Source organism: Rhizobium sp. 18055, from assembly GCF_902706285.1.
Taxonomy (GTDB): Bacteria; Pseudomonadota; Alphaproteobacteria; order Rhizobiales; family Rhizobiaceae; genus Rhizobium.
Window position 1 is genome coordinate 57,311 of the sequence record NZ_CACSKD010000007.1, and the last position, 18,975, is coordinate 76,285.

The window sequence follows — 18,975 nt, forward strand, 5'->3', positions numbered from 1 at the left end:
CTGGAAAGACGATCTCGTCGCCGGCCATGCTACATAACTCACGCCATCGACCGAAACAATCCGTGAACATTTCAATTGTTTTGATAGGCTCACGACTTCGGCTGATGGAGAACGGGAACAAACAGCGCACCTAAGGCGCTTTCCGCTGCTCCGCCTTGACGAAATCGACAAAGGCCCGCAGCGCAGCCGGCATGTGATGACGGCTGGCATAGTAGAGAAACGGCCCGGAGAACTCCGTCACCCATTCCTCGAGGATCAGCGTCAGCCTGCCCGCTTCGACGTCGGGCATCAGCACCTCCTCGAACGTCCGGATGACACCAAGGCCGGCAACGGCAGCCCCGACTTCCATCTCGATCACATTGGCGATGACAGGACCGCTCGGCGTGATCATCACTGTTTCGCCATCCCGGTCGAATTCCCACGGCCAGCCAGTTCCGCTCAAAAATCGGTGCCGAATGCAATCGTGATCGAGCAGGTCCTTCGGATGCTGCGGAATACCGCGGCGCGCGAGATAGTCAGGCGCCGCCGCGGTGATATAGCGCTGCTTGCGCGGCCCGATCGGCACCGCGATCATGTCGCGTTCCAGCCGCTCGTCATAGCGGATGCCGGCGTCGTATCCCGCGGCCAGCACGTCGATGAAACTATCCTCGCCGACCACTTCGAGCGTCACCTGCGGATAGAGTTTGAGGAAGCGGTTGGCCATATCGGGCAGAAACGAGCGCGCCACGATGGTCGGAACATTGAGGCGCAAGGTGCCAGCCGGGCTGTCGCGGAAACTGTCGAGTTGCCCGAGCGCCAAAGCGACTTCGCCGAGCGCCGGTGCCAGCCTCTCCAGCAAGCGTTGCCCGGCTTCGGTCGGCGTCACGCTGCGCGTCGTGCGGTTGAGAAGCCGAACGCCGAGACGCTCCTCCAGCCGGCGCAGGCAATCGCTGAGCGACGAGGCGGAGACGCCACGCTTGCGCGCCGCCGCCCGAAAGCTGCGCTCCCTTGCAATCGCCGTGAAGGCATCCAGTTCACTGAGAGGAAGATCATCCATTGTGCATTTTCCCGCACGCCCCGTTCGAATTTCGATGGATTATCGCACAAAGCCGCAACCGATAAAACCACACCGAAGACGCAAGCGAGCGTCCACCAAGGAGAATGGAATGCAGACCTATCGTTTGGGGAAGACCGGCCCCGAGGTATCCACGCTCGGCCTCGGCTGCATGGGCATGTCGGGCATGTACGGCCCGTCCGACCGCGCCGAGAGCATCGCAACGATCCATGCAGCCCTCGACGTCGGCATCAACCTGCTCGATACCGGCGATTTCTACGGCATGGGCCATAACGAGATGCTGATCGGCGAGGCTCTGAAGGGCCGCAACCGCGACGATGCCATCATCAGCGTCAAGTTCGGCGCGCTTCGCGATCCGGCCGGCGGCTGGGGTGGCTATGATTCCCGCCCCGCTGCGATCAAGAACTTCCTCGCCTATACGCTGAAGCGCCTGGACGTCGATTATATCAACATCTACCGCCCGGCACGCCTTGATCCCAACGTCCCGATCGAGGAAACGGTGGGCGCCATCGCCGACCTGATCAAGGCCGGATACATCAGGCATGTCGGCCTGTCGGAAGTCGGCGCCGACACCATTCGTCGGGCCGCAGCCACCCACCCGATCTGCGATCTGCAGATCGAATATTCGCTGATCTCGCGGGGCATCGAGGACAACATCCTGCCAACCTGCCGCGAACTCGGCATTGCGATCACCGCCTATGGCGTTCTCTCCCGCGGCCTGATCAGCGGTCATTGGCAGAAGGGGGACGGCAAGACGGCAGGCGATTTCCGCAGCATGAGCCCGCGCTTCCAGGACGGCAACGTCGATCAGAACCTCGCCCTTGTCGAGCAACTGCGTCAGATTGCCGAGGAAAAGCGCGTCTCGGTCGCCCAGATCGCCATTGCCTGGGTTGCAGCGAAGGGAGAGGACATTGTGCCCCTCGTCGGCGCCCGAACCCGGGCCCGGCTGACGGAAGCGCTGGGCTCGCGCGCTGTCGAGCTATCGGCCGACGACATGGCGGCAATTGAACGCGCCGTACCGAAGGATTCGGCCGCCGGCGACCGTTATCCGACCGCGATGTTGCGTCACATGGACAGCGAAAAATGAAGAAAAAGCCGGCCTCGTGAGATCGAGGCCGGCGCTTGTCAGACCGGGCCGGAGAAGGTGTCGCAGGACGTCAACTGGCCGCTGTCGAAGCCACGCTTGAACCATTTGACACGCTGTGCCGACGTACCGTGGTTGAAACTCTCGGGAACGACATAGCCCTGGCTACGCTTCTGCAGCGTATCGTCGCCGATCTGCTGCGCGGCATTGAGCGCCTCTTCTAGGTCACCTGCTTCCAGGATACCCTTCTGCTGGGTGAACTTCCCCCAGATACCGGCAAAACAATCGGCCTGCAGCTCGACGCGAACCGACATCTTGTTGGCATCGGCTTCGCTCATGCTCTGCCGGGCCTCGTTGAACTTCGGAAGGATGCCGAGCAGGTTCTGCACATGATGGCCGACCTCGTGGGACACGACGTAGGCCTCGGCGAAATCGCCGGATGCGCCGAACTTGCGGCTGAGTTCATTGAAGAACGCGGTGTCGAGATAGACCTTGCGATCGGTCGGGCAATAGAACGGCCCGGTGGCCGCCGAGGCAAAGCCGCAACCCGATTTCGTCTGGCCGTTGAACAGCACCAGCCGCGGCTCTTCGTAGTCGCGCCCCATCGTCTGGAAAATGCCGTGCCACGTATCTTCGGTTTCGGCCAGCACAGTGCGCACGAAGGCCGTCATCTCGTCATTGGCAGCAGGCTGGGTTTCACCACTGGACTGGCTCTGTTCATAACCAGCACCGCCGGTCGAGCCACCATCCAGCACCTGCATCAGGTCGATGCCCATCGCCTTGAAGATGAAATAGATGACGACGAGAAAGATGATCGTGCCGATGCTGAGCCCGCCACCGCGCCGGCCCGAGCCGCCGCCGGAAGGAAAGCTGAAGCCCCCGCCTCGGCCCAAACCTCCAGCGGAAGGATCGCTACGGCGATCCTCGATGTTGTCGGACTGACGCCGGCCTTTCCATTCCATGATATTCTCCCACAGAGCCGTGGTTGCTCTTTGATCACTTATATATCCCGGGAGCGCAGAAATTCCAGCCGATTTCGCCCAAGGAGATGCATCCATCCGGGCACGGCTTCTGATCGGCCTGCAGACCTTGGCAGCCGACGACAACGGTCTGTTCAGGCGCTCGCGGCAGCACCGGGCAAAGACGGATCGGCAGCCGTTTTCCGGACCGGGCACATGAGCCGCCTCAGGCCATAATGCATGACGGCAACCACGAGCAGCGATGCATAGCCGTCAATCGCATAGTGCCAGCCCAAAAACACCGAACTCGCCATCACAAAGGCGACATAGGCAAAAGCGATCACACCGAACAGGCGTGAAACCTCTGCTGCGAAGAACGCGTTCAGGGCGATCAGCCCGACATGCACACTCGGAAAGGCCGAAATGCCCGAGCCAAGTCCTGCCGCCCCGCTTTCATGCAGCGACCAGAGATATTGCTGAAACGCGGCCGCAGTGCTCATCGAATCGCCTGAGCCGAGCACAGTCAGCTGATCAGCAAATCGATCCTTGTCGCCGGTAACCGCACCATAGAAGGCTGGCCCCGCCGATATCAACAGGCCAGCTATGAGGTTTCCGCAAACGACCCATACCAGCATGAACATGCTGACATAGCGCACGCGCACGGCAGCGGTTCTGGGCGAGGTGACGACATAGAACAGGGCGCCGAAGCAAAGGGCAAACCAGGCACCACTATAGTTCCAGTCAACGACCTTGGAGAGCAGGCCGCCGCCCCAAAACGACGCGAGAAAGAGCCCGGGCTCCCTCCCGAACGACACCCACACATCGATATCTGCCAGAATCCGGTCATACAGGAAGCCGCCGCGCAGATGCGGCAGGATGTTCTTGATCGACGTGAACGTGCCCTGGAAAAACATCAGCGCCATCAGCAGGGCCATTCCGGCCAGCAAGTGTGCCAGCCTCTGTGGCGAAAGCGCCCTTCGTATCGCCATCAAGCGCTTCTCGTTGAAGCGGACGATAATCCATGCCGCATCGAGTAGCAGCGCCACGGCAGGCATGAAGAACAGGAACAGATAGGTCCACTGCTCGAAATACAGGCTATAGGCCATCCTGGTGCTTTGGCCACAGATGACGAGCAGCATCAGGCCGGCCAGGCAATAGGCGGCGATGGCGACGTAGAGCCAGCGATCGGCAAGCAGCCGTGTTTTGATCGCAGACGTCAATTGCGAACGCCAGGCGTTTAACCTCACAGCCACTTGCAACCCTGAAAACATTTCGGATCCCACCAATCCAGGAAAGCACACCCCGATCATTCGTTTCAGCAACAATAAGGAGCACGCTAACGATTAATATTCGGTAACTGATATGTATTCAAAGGTTGCAATTTTTACACAATTTTAGCGGAGGATTTCAAGGAGTTTGAACAGGCGCCTGACCGGCAGTTGACGCCCGCTTGCTTTCGCTGTTTCTAAATCGCGGGAGAACTCGGGAGAGGAACAAACATGAAAGCCGTGCGCCTCGAAGCAACCGGACAACTGTCTCTGCGCAACGTCGAAAAGCCGGCTCCTGGCTCGGGTGAGCTGCTGGTGCGGGTCGAGGCCTGCGGTATCTGCGGTACCGACCGCCATCTGTTCCACGGAGAGTTTCCATCAAAACCGCCCGTTACATTGGGCCATGAGTTCACCGGCATCGTCGAACAGATCGGTCCGGGCGTGACCGGCTTTCGCAACGGGATGCGAATTACGGGAGATCCAAACATCTCTTGCGGCCAGTGCCCGGAATGCCAACGCGGCCGCGTCAATCTTTGCACCAATCTTCGGGCCATCGGCATTCATCGCGACGGCGGCTTTGCCGAGCATGTCATCGTGCCAGAAAAACAGGCCTTCGTACTGCCCGATGACCTCGACCCCCTGCATGGCGCCTTCTGCGAGCCCCTCGCCTGCTGCCTGCATGGCGTGGACCTCGCAGACATTCGCACGGGCTCGTCGGTGATCGTTCTCGGCGGTGGCGTCATCGGGCTGCTGGTCGTCCAACTCGCCCGCCTCGCCGGCGCTACCAAGGTCGTGCTTGTCACCCGCAGCGCCGAAAAGCGGCGCCTCGCCGAAAGCCTCGGCGCAACCGCCACCGCCGATGCAAGCGATGGCGACATCACCGATCGTCTGACGTCACCGCATGGCTTGCTGCCTGATGGTGCCGATGTCGTCATCGAGTGCGCAGGCGTTGCGGAAACCATCGAACAGGCGCCATCGCTGGCGCGGCGCGGCGGCACCGTCGTCATTCTCGGCGTCATGCCACAGGGCGTGAAGACCACCATCGAACCCTTCGATCTGCTGTTCCGCGAGATCAGGCTGATCGGCTCGTTCATCAACCCCTTCACCCACCGGCGCGCTGCCGAGCTGATCGCCTCGGGCATCATCAAGGTCGAGCCGTTGATTTCCCGCCGCATCGGCCTTGGCGAGGCCGTCGAAGCGATTACCAATCCAGCGCGTCCGGGAGAGATTCGCGCACTTGTCGTGCCCGGCCTCGGCTGAAGCGGAAATTACCCTGTCGATTCCTGTCGATTCCGAAAATTTTGGGGTTCCGTTCGCGGACACATTTGCCTATAAGCCGCTTCTAGCCTGAAAACACCATTACATGCGCGACCCGACCCGGTGCTTCCCACCCTGGCCGGCTTTCTGCGCAGCTAGAGACTGGAAAAAACATGCCGAAGCGCCAAGACATCAAATCGATCCTCATCATCGGCGCGGGACCGATCGTCATTGGCCAGGCTTGCGAATTCGACTACTCCGGCACACAGGCCTGCAAGGCGCTGAAGGAGGAAGGCTACCGCGTCATCCTCGTCAACTCCAACCCGGCGACGATCATGACCGACCCGGGCCTGGCCGACGCCACCTACGTCGAACCGATCACCCCTGAAGTCGTCGCCAAGATCATCGCCAAGGAACGGCCGGACGCACTGCTGCCGACCATGGGCGGCCAGACGGCGCTCAACACCGCGCTCTCCCTGAAGCGCATGGGCGTTCTCGACCGCTACAATGTCGAAATGATCGGCGCCAAGCCGGCAGCCATCGACATGGCCGAAGATCGCGCCTTGTTCCGCGAAGCCATGCAGCGCATCGGCTTGGAAACCCCGAAGTCGATGCTGGCCAACGCCACCGACATCAAGGACGCCGACCGCAAGACCCATGAGATCGAGCGCAACAAGGTCAAGGCCGAACTGTCCGGCGCCGACCTCGACAAAGCGCTCGATGCGCTCGAGAACCAGTGGAACCTCGGCGAGACCGACCGCAAGCAGCGCTACATCAGCCACGCCATGGCGATTGCCGCGCAGGCGATCGACGTCGTCGGCCTGCCCGCCATCATCCGCCCGTCCTTCACCATGGGCGGCACCGGTGGTGGTATCGCTTACAACCGCTCGGAGTTCTTCGAAATCATCGGTGGCGGCCTCGATGCCTCGCCGACGACAGAAGTGCTGATCGAAGAATCGGTTCTCGGCTGGAAGGAATACGAGATGGAAGTGGTCCGCGACTCGGCGGACAACTGCATCATCATCTGCTCGATCGAAAACATCGACCCTATGGGCGTCCACACCGGCGATTCGATCACCGTCGCTCCGGCCCTGACGCTGACCGACAAAGAATACCAGATGATGCGCAACGCCTCGATCGCGGTTCTCCGCGAGATCGGCGTCGAGACAGGCGGTTCGAACGTCCAGTTCGCCGTCAATCCCGCTGATGGCCGCCTCGTCGTCATCGAAATGAACCCGCGCGTCTCGCGTTCCTCGGCACTTGCCTCGAAGGCCACCGGCTTCCCGATCGCCAAGATCGCCGCAAAGCTTGCCATCGGCTACACGCTCGACGAACTCGACAACGACATCACCGGCGGCGCAACGCCAGCCTCGTTCGAACCGTCGATCGACTACGTCGTCACCAAGATCCCGCGTTTTGCCTTCGAGAAATTCCCGGGCGCCTCGCCTGTCCTGACCACCGCCATGAAGTCGGTCGGTGAAGTCATGGCCATCGGCCGCACCTTTGCCGAATCGCTGCAGAAGGCGCTCCGCGGCCTCGAAACCGGCCTGACCGGCCTCGACGAGATCGAAATCCCCGGCGTCGAGGAAGGCGAAGGCAGCCAGAACGCCATTCGCGCCGCCATCGGCACGCCGACGCCGGATCGCCTGCGCATGGTTGCCCAGGCACTGCGCATGGGCATGAGCCCGGAAGAAGTCCACGAAGGCTGCAAGATCGATCCGTGGTTCATCGCCCAGTTGAAGGCGATCGTCGATATGGAAGCCCGCGTCCGCGAACACGGCCTGCCCACCGACGCCACCAATCTGCGCACGCTGAAGTCGATGGGCTTCTCCGACGCCCGCCTCGCCACACTGTCGCGCAAGCGCCCGAAGGAAGTGGCAGAACTGCGCAACGCGCTCAACGTTCGCCCGGTCTTCAAGCGCATCGACACCTGCGCGGCCGAGTTCGCCTCGCCGACCGCCTACATGTACTCGACCTATGAGACGCCGTTCGTCGGCGCCGCCCGCTCGGAAGCCGACGTTTCCGACCGCAAAAAGGTCGTCATTCTCGGCGGCGGTCCGAACCGCATCGGCCAGGGCATCGAGTTCGACTATTGCTGCTGCCACGCCGCCTTCGCGCTGCGTGACGCCGGCTATGAAGCCATCATGATCAACTGCAACCCGGAAACGGTCTCCACCGACTACGACACCTCCGATCGCCTCTACTTCGAGCCGCTGACGGCCGAAGACGTGATCGAGATCCTGCGCGCCGAGCAGGAAAAGGGCGAAGTCGTTGGCGTCATCGTCCAGTTCGGCGGCCAGACCCCGCTGAAGCTTGCAGAAGCGCTGGAAAAGAACGGCATCCCGATCCTCGGCACGGCACCCGACATGATCGACCTTGCCGAAGACCGCGACCGCTTCCAGAAGCTGCTGGTCAAGCTCGACCTGACACAGCCGAACAACGGCATCGCCTACTCCGTCGAGCAGGCTCGCCTGGTCGCCACCGAAATCGGCTTCCCGCTGGTCGTTCGCCCGTCCTACGTGCTCGGCGGCCGCGCCATGCAGATCCTGCATTCGGAAAGCCAGCTGCAGGCCTACCTGCTCGACACCGTTCCGGAGCTGGTGCCTGAAGATATCAAGCAGCGCTACCCGAACGACAAGACCGGCCAGATCAACACCCTCCTCGGCAAGAACCCGCTGCTGTTCGACAGCTACCTCTCCAACGCCATCGAAGTGGATGTCGATTGCCTCTCCGACGGCACCGACGTCTACGTCGCCGGTATCATGGAGCATATCGAGGAAGCCGGCATTCACTCCGGCGATAGCGCCTGCTCGCTGCCGCCGCGCACCCTGTCTCCTGATATGATCGACGAGCTCGAGCGCCAGGCGAAAGCCATGGCCAAGGCACTCAACGTCGTCGGCCTGATGAACGTCCAGTTCGCCATCAAGGACGGCACCGTCTACGTGCTCGAAGTCAACCCGCGCGCCTCGCGCACCGTGCCCTTCGTCGCCAAGACGATCGGCGCCCCGATCGCCAAGATCGCCGCCCGCGCCATGGCCGGCGAGAAGCTCGACGCGACCTTTGCCGCCTACGGTGAAAAGCCGGATCCGCGCAACCTCAAGCACATCGCCGTCAAGGAAGCCGTCTTCCCGTTCGCCCGCTTCCCCGGCGTCGACATCCTGCTCGGACCGGAAATGCGCTCGACCGGTGAAGTCATCGGCCTCGACACCGATTTCGCACTGGCCTTCGCCAAGTCGCAGCTCGGCGCCAGCGTCGAACTGCCGCGTGACGGAACGGTCTTCGTCTCGGTTCGCGACGACGACAAGGCACGCGTCCTGCCGGCGATCAACCTTTTGGTCGAACAGGGCTTCAAGGTTCTGGCTACAGGCGGCACCGCCCGCTTCCTCGCCGAAAACGGCATCAGCGCCACCAAGATCAACAAGGTTCTGGAAGGCCGCCCGCATATCGAGGACGCGATCCGCAACCGTCAGGTCCAGCTGGTCATCAACACTACCGACAGCAACAAGGCGATCTCGGACTCGAAATCGCTGCGCCGCGCCACGCTGATGCAGAAGGTGCCCTACTACACCACCATGGCCGGCGCCGAGGCAGCCGCCATGGCGATCAAGGCGCTCAAGGCCGGCAACCTGGAAGTCCGGCCGCTGCAGAGCTACTTCGCCTGATCCAATACGAAAAACGCCCGGTCAAAAGCCGGGCGTTTTCATGTGACGGCCGAGATCAGGACTATTCCGGCCGCTTGAAATAAGCTTCCAGGCGATAGCCATCCGGATCGATGACGAAGGCGGCATAGTAGAATTCGCTGTAATCGGGACGCACGCCCGGTGGCCCGTTGTCTGTCCCGCCATTGGCAAGTCCCTGCGCGTAGAACGCATCGACCGACGCCTCGGTCGGCGCCACGAAGCAGAAATGCAGGCCTGATTCCATATCGGCAACCACAGGCTTTGCGACCTCGGCAACCCACAGCGATACCCGCTCCGCGCCATAACCGCTGACATTGCCGAAGTTGGTCAACCGCTCGTAACCGAGCGGCGACAGCGCGGTATCGTAGAACTTCTGCGCTCGCTCAAGGCTTTTGACCCCAATCGACACATGATCGAACATAAAGCGATCTCCTCGTTGTTATCGTTACAGTGAGCAACGCTACAACATTCCGGCGGCAGCGCCATTGCATTTTGAACGCACTGGCGGCGCGGCCGGTCAGACTTGCCCGATCAAATTCCGAACCTGCCGCATATCGCCGCGAAACCGCTCCATCTCTTCTGCCTTCAACCGCTCGTCGGGAATACGCAGCAGGTAGGACGGATGCACCGTCACGAATAGCGTTCGACCTTCCGACAAAGGGATCGCCCGCCCTCTTACCTCCGACACCTTCTGCTTCGCATCCGTCAATGACGCCAGCGCCGTCGCCCCCATGGCAACGATCAGCCTCGGCTTGATCATTTCGACCTCCAGATCGAGCCACCAGCGACAATGCGTGACCTCGCCCATATTCGGCCGCTGGTGGATGCGTCTTTTGCCCCGTGGCTCGTATTTGAAGTGCTTGACCGCATTGGTCACATAGACCGAGCGCCGATCAATGCCGGCCTCACCAACAATCTGATCGAACACCTTGCCGGCCGGCCCGACAAATGGCCGCCCGGCCAGATCCTCCTGATCTCCCGGCTGTTCTCCGACGAACATCACCTGCGCATCTTCTGGGCCTTCGCCGAACACCGTCTGCGTCGCCGTCTGATGCAGCGGACAGCGCGCGCAGACGGCAGCCTCCTCGCGCAGCGCTGCCAGCGTCCCGGCTGGCGATTTCGGCGTGGCAGGAACATTCCGCGCCGCCTGCTTCAGCCGGTCGTGAAAGGGCAGCGGCTCGCTCGCCTGCTTTGCGGCCATCGCCAGAACCTTGCTTTCCGCAGCGGCGATCATGCCGGGAATGAGATCGGCCTCCGGCAGGTTCTTCCAGTATTTCTTCGGCATTTCCGCCTGCATCGCCTTCACCTTCAGCCGCGCCGGGTTGAAGATGTTGGCGTAATAGGTGCGCCACAGCTGGTCGGCAGGATCGGTGAGGTCGGGCTTTTCGCAGGGCGTGTCGGATAGCGTCAGCTTTTCGCCATCCCAGGCCGCCGATCCCCTCGGCGTCGCGATGACCCAGTCCATGTCATTGAAACGCTTCTGGAAGAACGGCGCCTTGCGGGCGACGATGTGATGGTCCGGCTCGAACCAGGCGAGAAATTTCCGCCGCCCGTTCAGCGATATCCCGGATCCCACTTCCTTGAAGCGCACGAAGGCCGTCATCTTGTGGGCATCGCGCCGCACGCTCTTTTCCATCATCCGTGCCCGCGCCACATCCTCATCTGAGGCGACATCAAGCAGCGTTCGATCGCCCTGCAGCCGCCACAGAAGCCGGTAGAGCAGGACGAACCGCATCGGATCGCTATGGCAGATCACCGCTTCGGCCAGCGCAATGAAGGCCGGTGGAACCGTCATCTGCCTGCGATCCCCTGATGACGGCAGCTGCGGCAGCGCGTCCGGCGCGGCAAACAGGTCCGCATCGCTCCCCTTCTCCCGCCAGTCGACATCCTCGGGCGGAACTCCTGCGGCTGCCAAGGCGCGTGCAGCATCCCGCCACTCGCCAAACTCCCCCCGGCCCTCCAGCACCACCCGCGGCATCAGAGCAACGACAGCTGTTCGGGCTTGGGCTCGAACATCGCCCTGAGATCCTGCCGGTCGGCCAGCCGCCGCGGCGACCACCCCTCGGCCGAGATGAACGCCTGCACTTTCTTGATCGACACCCCGAGCCGCGTCAGATCCTCGATCCTGAGCGACCGGAAGCGGCGGGCCGACAGGATTGATTTGACTGTTTTTGTCCCCAATCCAGGCACCCTGAGAAGCGTCTCGCGCGGCGCCCGGTTGATATCGACAGGGAAATCATTGCGGTTGCCGAGCGCCCAGGCAAGCTTCGGATCGAGATTGAGATCGAGCATCCCACCCGCCTGTGTCGCTGTGATCTCATCGATGCCGAAACCGTAAAAGCGATAGAGCCAATCGGCCTGATAGAGCCGATGCTCGCGCATCAAGGGTGGCTTGATCAGCGGCAGGTTTTTCGACGAATCGGGAATCGGGCTGAATGCCGAGTAATAGACCCGCTTCAGCCCATAACTGCCGTACAGCTGCGCGCTGGTGCCGAGGATCGTCGCATCATTGGCGCCGTCGGCCCCGACGATCATCTGTGTGCTCTGCCCACCGGGCACGAAACGCTTGCGCCGCTTGGTCTGCAGCGTCGGGTCCGCGGCCGCCTCGATCTTCAGCCTGAGATCGCCCATCGAGCGACGAATGCTGGCCGGCTTCTTCTCGGGCGCCAACTCGGCAATACCACGGTCCGTCGGCAGCTCGATATTCAGTGACAGCCGATCGGCATAAAGCCCCGCCTCCTCGATCAGATGCGGCGATGCCTCGGGGATCGATTTCAGATGGATATAGCCGCGGAAATTATGCGTCGTCCTGAGCTCGCGGACAATCCGTACCATCTCTTCCATGGTGTGATCGGACGAGCGGATGATGCCGGACGAAAGGAAGAGCCCCTCGATATAGTTGCGGCGATAGAATTCCAGCGTCAGCCACACCACCTCTTCAGGGGTAAATCGCGCCCGCTCGACATTGCTGGACGAGCGGTTGATGCAATAGGCGCAGTCGTAGATGCAGAAATTGGTGAGCAGGATCTTCAGCAGCGAAATACACCGTCCATCCGGCGCATAGGCATGGCAGATCCCGGCTCCTTCCGTCGATCCGAGCCCGCCTGACTTCGACGAGTCGCGCTTGGTCGTGCCACTGGAGGCGCAGGAGGCGTCATATTTGGCGGCATCCGAAAGGATCGCCAAACGCTCTTCTAAGGTCTTCTTCATGGCAATGTTCACTATATGTTCTATCGCTAAATGTCAATAAAGGCTGCTTGGGATTGATGTTTTTCAAGTTTGACGCGAAAAGCCATGAAGGGTTGCAAGTCGATAGATCGAATTTTCTGGAAATCGGCTGCGGCTATCTGCTATAAACAAGCGAATAATGATTTTGCATGGTTCCGAAGTTCCCCTTCGGGACCTGTTTTCTTTTGTGTCTCTGCCTACCTATGGCGACACAAAGACTGAAGGACAGGAAAATGGTTGATAAGGTACCGATGACCCAGGGTGGTTTCATCAAGTTGCAGGAAGAACTGCGCTTCCGTCAGCAGGAAGAGCGCCCGCGCATCATCGAGGCAATTGCCGAAGCCCGCGCGCACGGTGACCTTTCGGAAAATGCTGAGTACCATGCAGCCAAGGAAGCCCAGAGCCACAACGAAGGCCGCATCGGCGAGGTCGAGGACCTGGTTGCACGCGCCGAAGTCATCGACCTCTCGAAGATGTCCGGCGACAAGATCAAGTTCGGCGCCCGGGTAAAGCTCGTTGACGAGGACACCGACGAGGAAAAGACCTACCAGATCGTCGGCGATCAGGAAGCCGACGTGAAGGCTGGCCGCATTTCGATCTCCTCGCCCATCGCCCGCGCGATGATCGGCAAGGAAGTTGGCGATTCGATCGAGGTCAACGCACCCGGTGGTGCCAAGGCATACGAAGTGCTGGCGATCACCTGGGGCTGATGCCTTGGCAGATCGCGGCCGCTCCTGCATTGTCGATATTGCTGACGTCGAAATCATAGCGCCGAATTTCAAGAAGCGGCTCTCCGGCGTCACATCGACCATCATACAGCTTATCCCGGTTCAGCGTGCGCTCGGTCAGAAGATCGCAGCGCTCGGACCGGGTTTGCCGTCGTCGATCCCGCACATCCGTTTCCGCGATCTCTTGAGCCTCTGGCGCGCGCCATCGAGCCGGCGCTTCCGCGTCTGGCACGCCCGCCGCAACATCGAGATGCTCCCCGCCCTCCTCATGCGCGATCTTCTGCGCATGAAGCTGAAGATCGTCTTCACTTCGGCCTCGCAGCGCAAGCACAGCGGCTGGACGAAGTTCCTGGTGTCGAAGATGGACGCAGTCATCGCCACCAGCAGCAAGACCGCGAACTATCTCGAGGTCCCAAGTACCGTCATCCTGCACGGCATCGATACCGCCCGCTTCTCGCCAGCATCCGACAAGGCGCAGGCGAAGATCGAATGCGGCCTCGACCCGACCAAGAAGATCGCCGGCTGCTTCGGCCGTGTCCGCCACCAGAAGGGCACCGATCTCTTCGTCGATACCATGCTGCGGCTGCTGCCGGAGCATCAGGACTGGACCGCCATCATCGCCGGCCGGGCGACGGCGCAACATGTGGAATTTGAAAACGGCCTGAAGGCAAAGGTCGCTGCTGCTGGCCTGTCGGACCGCATCCTGTTCGCCGGCGAGCACACCAATATCAACGAGTGGTACCGCACCCTCGACCTGTTCGTCGCGCCGCAGCGCTGGGAAGGTTTCGGCCTCACGCCACTCGAAGCGATGGCCACAGGCGTGCCGGTCGTGGCGACCGATGTCGGCGCCTTTCCGGAGATCATCACGACCGGCGACAATGGAACCGGCATCCTGATTGCGCGTGACGATCTCGCTGCGATGGCCGATGCGGTCGCCCCGCTGATGGATCAGCCGGAGCGACTGGCGCTGCTTGCGACCAATGCCCGAGCCCATGTCACTCACAATTTCAGCATTGAAGGCGAAGCGACCAAGCTCAAGGCGGTCTACGACACGCTAGGCTGAGAAGATCAAAGACGGCGCCATGCGCCCTGCCCTCTGATCAGACTTCGACCAGGCCGAGTTTCTTGACCTGGCGGATCGTCAGCATGGTGCGCACGGTATCGACATGCTCGTTGGCCGTCAGAACCTCGATGACGAAATCCTGAAAACGCGTCAGGTTCTGCGCCACGCAATGCAGCAGGAAATCGCTGTCGCCGGAGACCATCCAGGCCTGACGCACCAGCGGCCACTGACCGGTCGAAGCCGCAAATGCCTTCAGATTGGCCTCGGACTGATGCTTGAGGCCGACCATGCAGAAGGCCACCAGATCGAAGCCCAGCTTCGGGCTGTTCAGCATCGCGTGATAGCCTTCGATGATGCCGGCCTCTTCGAGCTTGCGCACCCGGCGCAGGCAAGGCGGCGCCGATATTCCGACCCTGTCGGCGAGCTCGACATTGGTCATGCGGCCATCCGTCTGCAGCTCACGCAATATCTTGATGTCGATGGCGTCCAGTTCAGCGCGAACCAAGCGAGTGCCTTTCTTTAAATTCGAGATTCCAGCTTCTATATAAAGCGCAACAATACGCAAGAATCTTTCCCAATGATGACGGATTCTTGCACATCCACATCGAATGCCTTGTTGGTAACGCAAGGCTGCCCTTGAATAAAAGCATTGGTCGTTCATAAATGACGGATGGATCGCGAGATGGCCCCATTCGCGTTTTAGCCATCAGCTCCAGCCAGTTCGAAAGGAAATACAATGTCCGCCCGCCACACCAAGGTGCTCATCATCGGATCCGGCCCCGCCGGTTACACCGCTGCCGTCTATGCGGCGCGTGCGATGCTGAAGCCGGTCCTGATTGCCGGGATGGAGCAAGGCGGCCAGTTGATGATCACGACCGATGTCGAGAATTATCCGGGCTTTGCCGATCCGATCCAGGGCCCGTGGCTGATGGAACAGATGCTGCAGCAGGCCAAGCACGTCGGCGCCGAGATCGTCAACGACATCGTCACCGAAGTCGAGATGAACCAGCGCCCCTTCGTTGCCCGCACCGATAGCGGCCAGGTCTGGACCGCCGACACGCTGATCATCGCCACCGGTGCCAAGGCCAAGTGGCTCGGCATCGACAGCGAGCAGACCTTCCAGGGTTTTGGCGTCTCGGCCTGCGCCACCTGCGACGGCTTCTTCTATCGCAACAAGGACGTGATCGTGGTCGGCGGCGGCAACAGCGCCGTCGAGGAAGCGCTCTATCTCTCCAACATCGCCAAGTCGGTGACCGTCGTGCATCGCCGCGACAGCTTCCGCTCGGAAAAGATCCTGCAGGAGCGCATCTTCGCCAAGGAGAACGTGAAGATTCTCTGGAATACCGAAATCGCCGAGATCACCGGCGCACCGGCCAAGCCGCCGATGCCGCCATCCGTCTCCGGCGTTCGCCTGCGCGATACCCGCACCGGCGCAATCGCCGACCAGACCATCGATGGCGTGTTCGTGGCGATCGGCCATGCGCCGGCCACCGAACTCTTCAAGGGCAAGCTGAAGCTCAAGGACAACGGCTATCTCTGGACCGCACCGGATTCGACCGCGACATCGGTCGAGGGCGTCTATGCTGCCGGCGACGTCACCGACGATACTTTCCGTCAGGCGATTACCGCCGCAGGCCTCGGCTGCATGGCAGCGCTCGAAGCCGAACGATATCTCACGGGCCAGATGCCCGTCGCCGTAGCTGCGGAGTAAGAACGGCATGAGGGGTGGTGGAATGCCTTTGGACTGGGACAAGCTGCGTATCTTTCACGCAGCTGCAGAAGCCGGTTCGTTCACGCATGCAGCCGATAAGCTGCATCTGTCTCAATCCGCGATCAGCCGTCAGGTCAGCGCACTGGAGCAGGATGTCGGCACCAAGCTGTTTCACCGACACGCGCGCGGCCTGATTCTCACCGAACAGGGTGAGTTGCTGTACCGCACGGCCCATGACGTGCTGCTGAAGCTCGAAACCGTGAAGATGCAGCTTACCGAGACGACGGAAACGCCGACCGGCAAGCTGCGCGTCACCACCACCGTCGGCCTCGGCCAAGGCTGGCTGACGGACAAGATCCAGGAGTTCATGCAGCTCTATCCCGATGTTCAGATCCAGCTTATCCTCGACAACGAGGAAGTCGATGTGAACATGCGCTACGCCGATTGCGCCATCCGCCTGCGCCAGCCGGTGCAGTCGGACCTGATCCAGCGCAAGCTGTTCACCGTCCACATGCACGTCTATGCCGCCCCCTCCTATATCAACAGGCATGGCGAGCCGCAGGCAGTCGAAGACCTCGACAATCACCGGATCATCACCTTCGGCGAACCGGCACCGAACTATCTGCTCGATGTGAACTGGCTCGAAGTCGCCGGTCGCTCATCCGACAACAAGCGTGCCCCGCACCTGCAGATCAACAGCCAGACCTCGATCAAGCGCGCCTGCCTGCTCGGCATGGGCATCGCCTGCCTGCCCGACTATATCGTCGGACGCGACCCGGGCCTGATTCAGCTGCCGATCAACGCCGATGTGCCGTCCTTCGACACTTATTTCTGCTATCCCGACGAAATGAAGAATGCGGCAAAGCTCAAGGCCTTCCGCGATTTCATCGTCAGCAAGGCCAGGAACTGGAGCTTCTAGTTGATTTTGCGAGGGAATTCGCCAGCCCTGCAGATTGTGCATGCCTGACATGCACAAAAATTGATTGCTGCCTGCACATTAAAGCACCATATCAAACTCAGCTGATGCACATGGTGGCTTTTTCCTCCCAGTTCCACCGCATTGGCTGTTCCCCTCTGGAGGTTGAATAACCTTCATACCTATAAAGGGCCCCGAGCTTTCGGTGGCCCTCTTTTTTTGCCCTAATTTTCCGCATCGCAATAGAAAATGCTGCAACGCATAGCAGGCATGCGCAAAAGAGCATTGAAATCTGCCTTCGAAAGCATCATATCGCTCTCAGTTGATGCACATGGCGGTTCTCTCCCAGTGCCGCCGCATTAGCTGTTCCCCTCTGGAGGTTGAATAACCTTCACACCTTAAAGGGCCCCGATTTATCGGTGGCCCTCTTTTTTTGCTTAAAATTTAACCACGCAAGAAAAGCCTGTCGCGCGTTGTGCGCATCCCTTGAATATCGAAAACCACCAATCCATATATCGTTCAGAAACGATTTAAAGTTCGGCTGATAACGATGGACAACGACGAAATCCTCAAGGCACTCTCTCACCCGAAACGGGTCGAGATACTCAACTGGCTGAAGAACCCTGAACAGCATTTTGCGTCGCAGGAGCATCCGCTGGAAATGGGCGTCTGCGCCAGCCAGTTCGAGCGCTGCGGCCTGTCGCAATCGACTGTCTCCGCGCACTTGGGAACGCTCAGCCGCGCCAATCTCGTGACCACCCGCCGCGTCGGACAGTGGATCTTCTACAAGCGCAACGAAGACACCATCGCTGCATTCTTGAAACAGCTGGCTCAGGATATCTGATCATGCCCCTCGCCCTCCTCGTCCTGGCGCTGAGCGCTTTTGCCATCGGCACGACAGAGTTCGTCATCATGGGCCTGCTGCCCGAGGTCGCGACGGATCTCGCCGTCAGCATTCCGCAAGCCGGCTGGCTTGTCACCGGCTATGCGCTTGCCGTTGCCGTCGGCGCCCCCGTCATGGCTGTCTCCACCGCCCACCTGAAGCGCCGCACGGCGCTGATCGCCCTGATGGCCTTCTTCATCGCCGGCAACCTGCTCTGCGCCGTCTCGCCCAGCTATTGGGTGCTGATGGTCGCCCGCGTCGTCACCGCCCTTTGCCACGGCGCTTTCTTCGGCATCGGCTCCGTCGTCGCCGCAAATCTGGTGGCGCCCGATCGCCGCGCCCGCGCCGTCGCCCTGATGTTCACCGGCCTGACGCTCGCCAACGTTCTCGGCGTGCCGCTTGGCACCGCCATCGGCCAGGCATTCGGCTGGCGCTCGACATTCACCGTCGTCACCGTGATCGGCGTCATCACCATCGCCGGCCTGATTGCTGTCCTGCCGAAGGACAAGCAGGAAGAACAGGGCAACATCTTCCGCGAGATCGCCGCCCTGAAGAACGGTCAGCTGTGGCTGGCGCTATCCACCACCGTGTTCTTCTCCGCCTCGATGTTCGCGCTTTTCACCTACATCGCACCGCTGCTGCGCGACGTCACCGGCCTGACGCCTGAAGGCGTTACCTGGACGCTGTTCCTGATCGGCCTTGGCCTCACCATCGGCAACCTGCTCGGCGGCAAGCTTGCCGACTGGAAGCTCGGCGTCACACTGGCGACAGTCTTCGGCCTGATTGCTGTAACCTCGGTCGCCTTCAGCTTCACCAGCCCCTATTTCGTCGCCGCCGAAATCACCCTGTTCGTCTGGGCCGTCGCAACTTTTGCCGCCGTACCCGCCCTGCAGGTCGGCGTCGTGCACTTCGGCAAGGACGCACCCAATCTCGTCTCAACAATCAACATCGGCGCTTTCAATGTCGGCAACGCCCTTGGCGCCTGGGCCGGCGGCATGGTCATCGCCGGCGGCTTCGACATGACCCGCGTGCCGCTGGTCGCGGCCCTGATGGCGCTGATCGGCCTTGTCGTCACCGCATTCACCTATCTCTCCGCCAAGGGCAAGGCAGCCATGCCTGCCCCGGCTGAATGATCTTTCGCACA

General features: G+C 61.0%; 16 protein-coding genes. 9 read left to right on the forward strand and 7 right to left on the reverse strand.

What is annotated here, in order from left to right:
- Positions 1–130 precede the first annotated feature (130 nt).
- Positions 131–1,036 (reverse strand): LysR family transcriptional regulator, encoded by a 906-nt coding sequence (locus GVL52_RS14050; protein ID WP_160008084.1) that lies wholly within the window; start codon positions 1,034–1,036, stop codon positions 131–133.
- A 109-nt stretch (positions 1,037–1,145) separates the two neighbouring features.
- On the opposite strand from GVL52_RS14050, the gene GVL52_RS14055 reads away from it, so the two are divergent.
- On the forward strand, positions 1,146–2,141 hold the full coding sequence (locus tag GVL52_RS14055) for an aldo/keto reductase (RefSeq protein ID WP_160008086.1): 996 nt from the start codon (positions 1,146–1,148) through the stop codon (positions 2,139–2,141).
- 38 nt (positions 2,142–2,179) lie between these two features.
- Here the strand turns inward: GVL52_RS14055 and GVL52_RS14060 are convergent, their stop codons facing one another.
- Together GVL52_RS14060 and GVL52_RS14065 are read right to left on the reverse strand one after the other, a co-directional pair.
- Positions 2,180–3,100 (reverse strand): neutral zinc metallopeptidase, encoded by a 921-nt coding sequence (locus GVL52_RS14060; RefSeq protein ID WP_160008088.1) that lies wholly within the window; start codon positions 3,098–3,100, stop codon positions 2,180–2,182.
- Between the two features lie 152 nt (positions 3,101–3,252).
- Complete coding sequence (locus tag GVL52_RS14065; protein ID WP_244619173.1) at positions 3,253–4,317, reverse strand: phosphatase PAP2 family protein; 1,065 nt, start codon at positions 4,315–4,317, stop codon at positions 3,253–3,255.
- 279 nt (positions 4,318–4,596) lie between these two features.
- Between GVL52_RS14065 and GVL52_RS14070 the strand changes: the two genes are divergently transcribed.
- Entirely contained in the window at positions 4,597–5,625 is a 1,029-nt protein-coding gene (locus tag GVL52_RS14070) for a zinc-dependent alcohol dehydrogenase family protein (RefSeq protein ID WP_160008092.1), read from the forward strand.
- A gap of 170 nt (positions 5,626–5,795) precedes the next feature.
- Positions 5,796–9,284 (forward strand): carbamoyl-phosphate synthase large subunit, encoded by a 3,489-nt coding sequence (carB, locus tag GVL52_RS14075; RefSeq protein WP_160008094.1) that lies wholly within the window; start codon positions 5,796–5,798, stop codon positions 9,282–9,284.
- A gap of 61 nt (positions 9,285–9,345) precedes the next feature.
- Here carB and GVL52_RS14080 read toward each other — a convergent pair whose 3' ends face one another.
- The 3 genes from GVL52_RS14080 to GVL52_RS14090 all read right to left on the reverse strand — a co-directional run bounded on the left by GVL52_RS14080 (position 9,346) and on the right by GVL52_RS14090 (position 12,512).
- Entirely contained in the window at positions 9,346–9,723 is a 378-nt protein-coding gene (locus GVL52_RS14080) for a VOC family protein (protein WP_160008096.1), read from the reverse strand.
- A 96-nt stretch (positions 9,724–9,819) separates the two neighbouring features.
- Positions 9,820–11,280, reverse strand: coding sequence for a UdgX family uracil-DNA binding protein (locus GVL52_RS14085; protein WP_160008098.1), 1,461 nt, complete (start codon positions 11,278–11,280; stop codon positions 9,820–9,822).
- Positions 11,280–12,512: a putative DNA modification/repair radical SAM protein gene (locus tag GVL52_RS14090; protein WP_160008100.1), complete on the reverse strand. Its 1,233-nt coding sequence runs from the start codon at positions 12,510–12,512 to the stop codon at positions 11,280–11,282. Before GVL52_RS14090 ends, GVL52_RS14085 begins: the two co-directional genes overlap by 1 nt.
- Before the next feature lie 251 nt (positions 12,513–12,763).
- Here GVL52_RS14090 and greA point away from each other — a divergent pair, with 251 nt between their 5' ends.
- Positions 12,764–13,240 (forward strand): transcription elongation factor GreA, encoded by a 477-nt coding sequence (gene greA / locus GVL52_RS14095; protein WP_160008102.1) that lies wholly within the window; start codon positions 12,764–12,766, stop codon positions 13,238–13,240.
- A gap of 28 nt (positions 13,241–13,268) precedes the next feature.
- Entirely contained in the window at positions 13,269–14,321 is a 1,053-nt protein-coding gene (locus GVL52_RS14100; protein ID WP_200847828.1) for a glycosyltransferase family 4 protein, read from the forward strand.
- 37 nt (positions 14,322–14,358) lie between these two features.
- Here the strand turns inward: GVL52_RS14100 and GVL52_RS14105 are convergent, their stop codons facing one another.
- On the reverse strand, positions 14,359–14,826 hold the full coding sequence (locus GVL52_RS14105) for an Lrp/AsnC family transcriptional regulator (protein WP_160008106.1): 468 nt from the start codon (positions 14,824–14,826) through the stop codon (positions 14,359–14,361).
- 231 nt (positions 14,827–15,057) lie between these two features.
- On the opposite strand from GVL52_RS14105, the gene trxB reads away from it, so the two are divergent.
- From trxB to GVL52_RS14125, 4 genes are all read left to right on the forward strand, one after another.
- On the forward strand, positions 15,058–16,032 hold the full coding sequence (trxB, locus tag GVL52_RS14110) for a thioredoxin-disulfide reductase (protein ID WP_160008108.1): 975 nt from the start codon (positions 15,058–15,060) through the stop codon (positions 16,030–16,032).
- 22 nt (positions 16,033–16,054) lie between these two features.
- The gene (locus GVL52_RS14115; protein WP_160008110.1) at positions 16,055–16,951 is read left to right on the forward strand and encodes a LysR family transcriptional regulator VtlR; all 897 of its coding nucleotides are present in this window, start codon (positions 16,055–16,057) and stop codon (positions 16,949–16,951) included.
- Between the two features lie 547 nt (positions 16,952–17,498).
- Positions 17,499–17,792: a helix-turn-helix transcriptional regulator gene (locus tag GVL52_RS14120; protein ID WP_160008112.1), complete on the forward strand. Its 294-nt coding sequence runs from the start codon at positions 17,499–17,501 to the stop codon at positions 17,790–17,792.
- 2 nt (positions 17,793–17,794) lie between these two features.
- Positions 17,795–18,964 carry an MFS transporter gene (locus GVL52_RS14125; protein WP_160008114.1) on the forward strand — a complete coding sequence of 390 codons (1,170 nt, stop codon included), beginning with the start codon at positions 17,795–17,797 and terminating at the stop codon, positions 18,962–18,964.
- Positions 18,965–18,975 lie beyond the last annotated feature (11 nt).

Excerpts from the sequence above, each read along its gene's own strand:
- GVL52_RS14055 (WP_160008086.1), top strand. The coding sequence starts at position 1,146 with ATGCAGACCTATCGTTTGGGGAAGACCGGCCCCGAGGTATCCACGCTC.
- GVL52_RS14120 (WP_160008112.1), top strand. The coding sequence starts at position 17,499 with ATGGACAACGACGAAATCCTCAAGGCACTCTCTCACCCGAAACGGGTC.
- GVL52_RS14060 (WP_160008088.1), bottom strand. The coding sequence starts at position 3,100 with ATGGAATGGAAAGGCCGGCGTCAGTCCGACAACATCGAGGATCGCCGT.
- carB (WP_160008094.1), top strand. The coding sequence starts at position 5,796 with ATGCCGAAGCGCCAAGACATCAAATCGATCCTCATCATCGGCGCGGGA.
- GVL52_RS14090 (WP_160008100.1), bottom strand. The coding sequence starts at position 12,512 with ATGAAGAAGACCTTAGAAGAGCGTTTGGCGATCCTTTCGGATGCCGCC.
- greA (WP_160008102.1), top strand. The coding sequence starts at position 12,764 with ATGGTTGATAAGGTACCGATGACCCAGGGTGGTTTCATCAAGTTGCAG.
- trxB (WP_160008108.1), top strand. The coding sequence starts at position 15,058 with ATGTCCGCCCGCCACACCAAGGTGCTCATCATCGGATCCGGCCCCGCC.
- GVL52_RS14050 (WP_160008084.1), bottom strand. The coding sequence starts at position 1,036 with ATGGATGATCTTCCTCTCAGTGAACTGGATGCCTTCACGGCGATTGCA.
- GVL52_RS14125 (WP_160008114.1), top strand. The coding sequence starts at position 17,795 with ATGCCCCTCGCCCTCCTCGTCCTGGCGCTGAGCGCTTTTGCCATCGGC.
- GVL52_RS14085 (WP_160008098.1), bottom strand. The coding sequence starts at position 11,280 with ATGCCGCGGGTGGTGCTGGAGGGCCGGGGGGAGTTTGGCGAGTGGCGG.
- GVL52_RS14080 (WP_160008096.1), bottom strand. The coding sequence starts at position 9,723 with ATGTTCGATCATGTGTCGATTGGGGTCAAAAGCCTTGAGCGAGCGCAG.
- GVL52_RS14070 (WP_160008092.1), top strand. The coding sequence starts at position 4,597 with ATGAAAGCCGTGCGCCTCGAAGCAACCGGACAACTGTCTCTGCGCAAC.
- GVL52_RS14115 (WP_160008110.1), top strand. The coding sequence starts at position 16,055 with ATGCCTTTGGACTGGGACAAGCTGCGTATCTTTCACGCAGCTGCAGAA.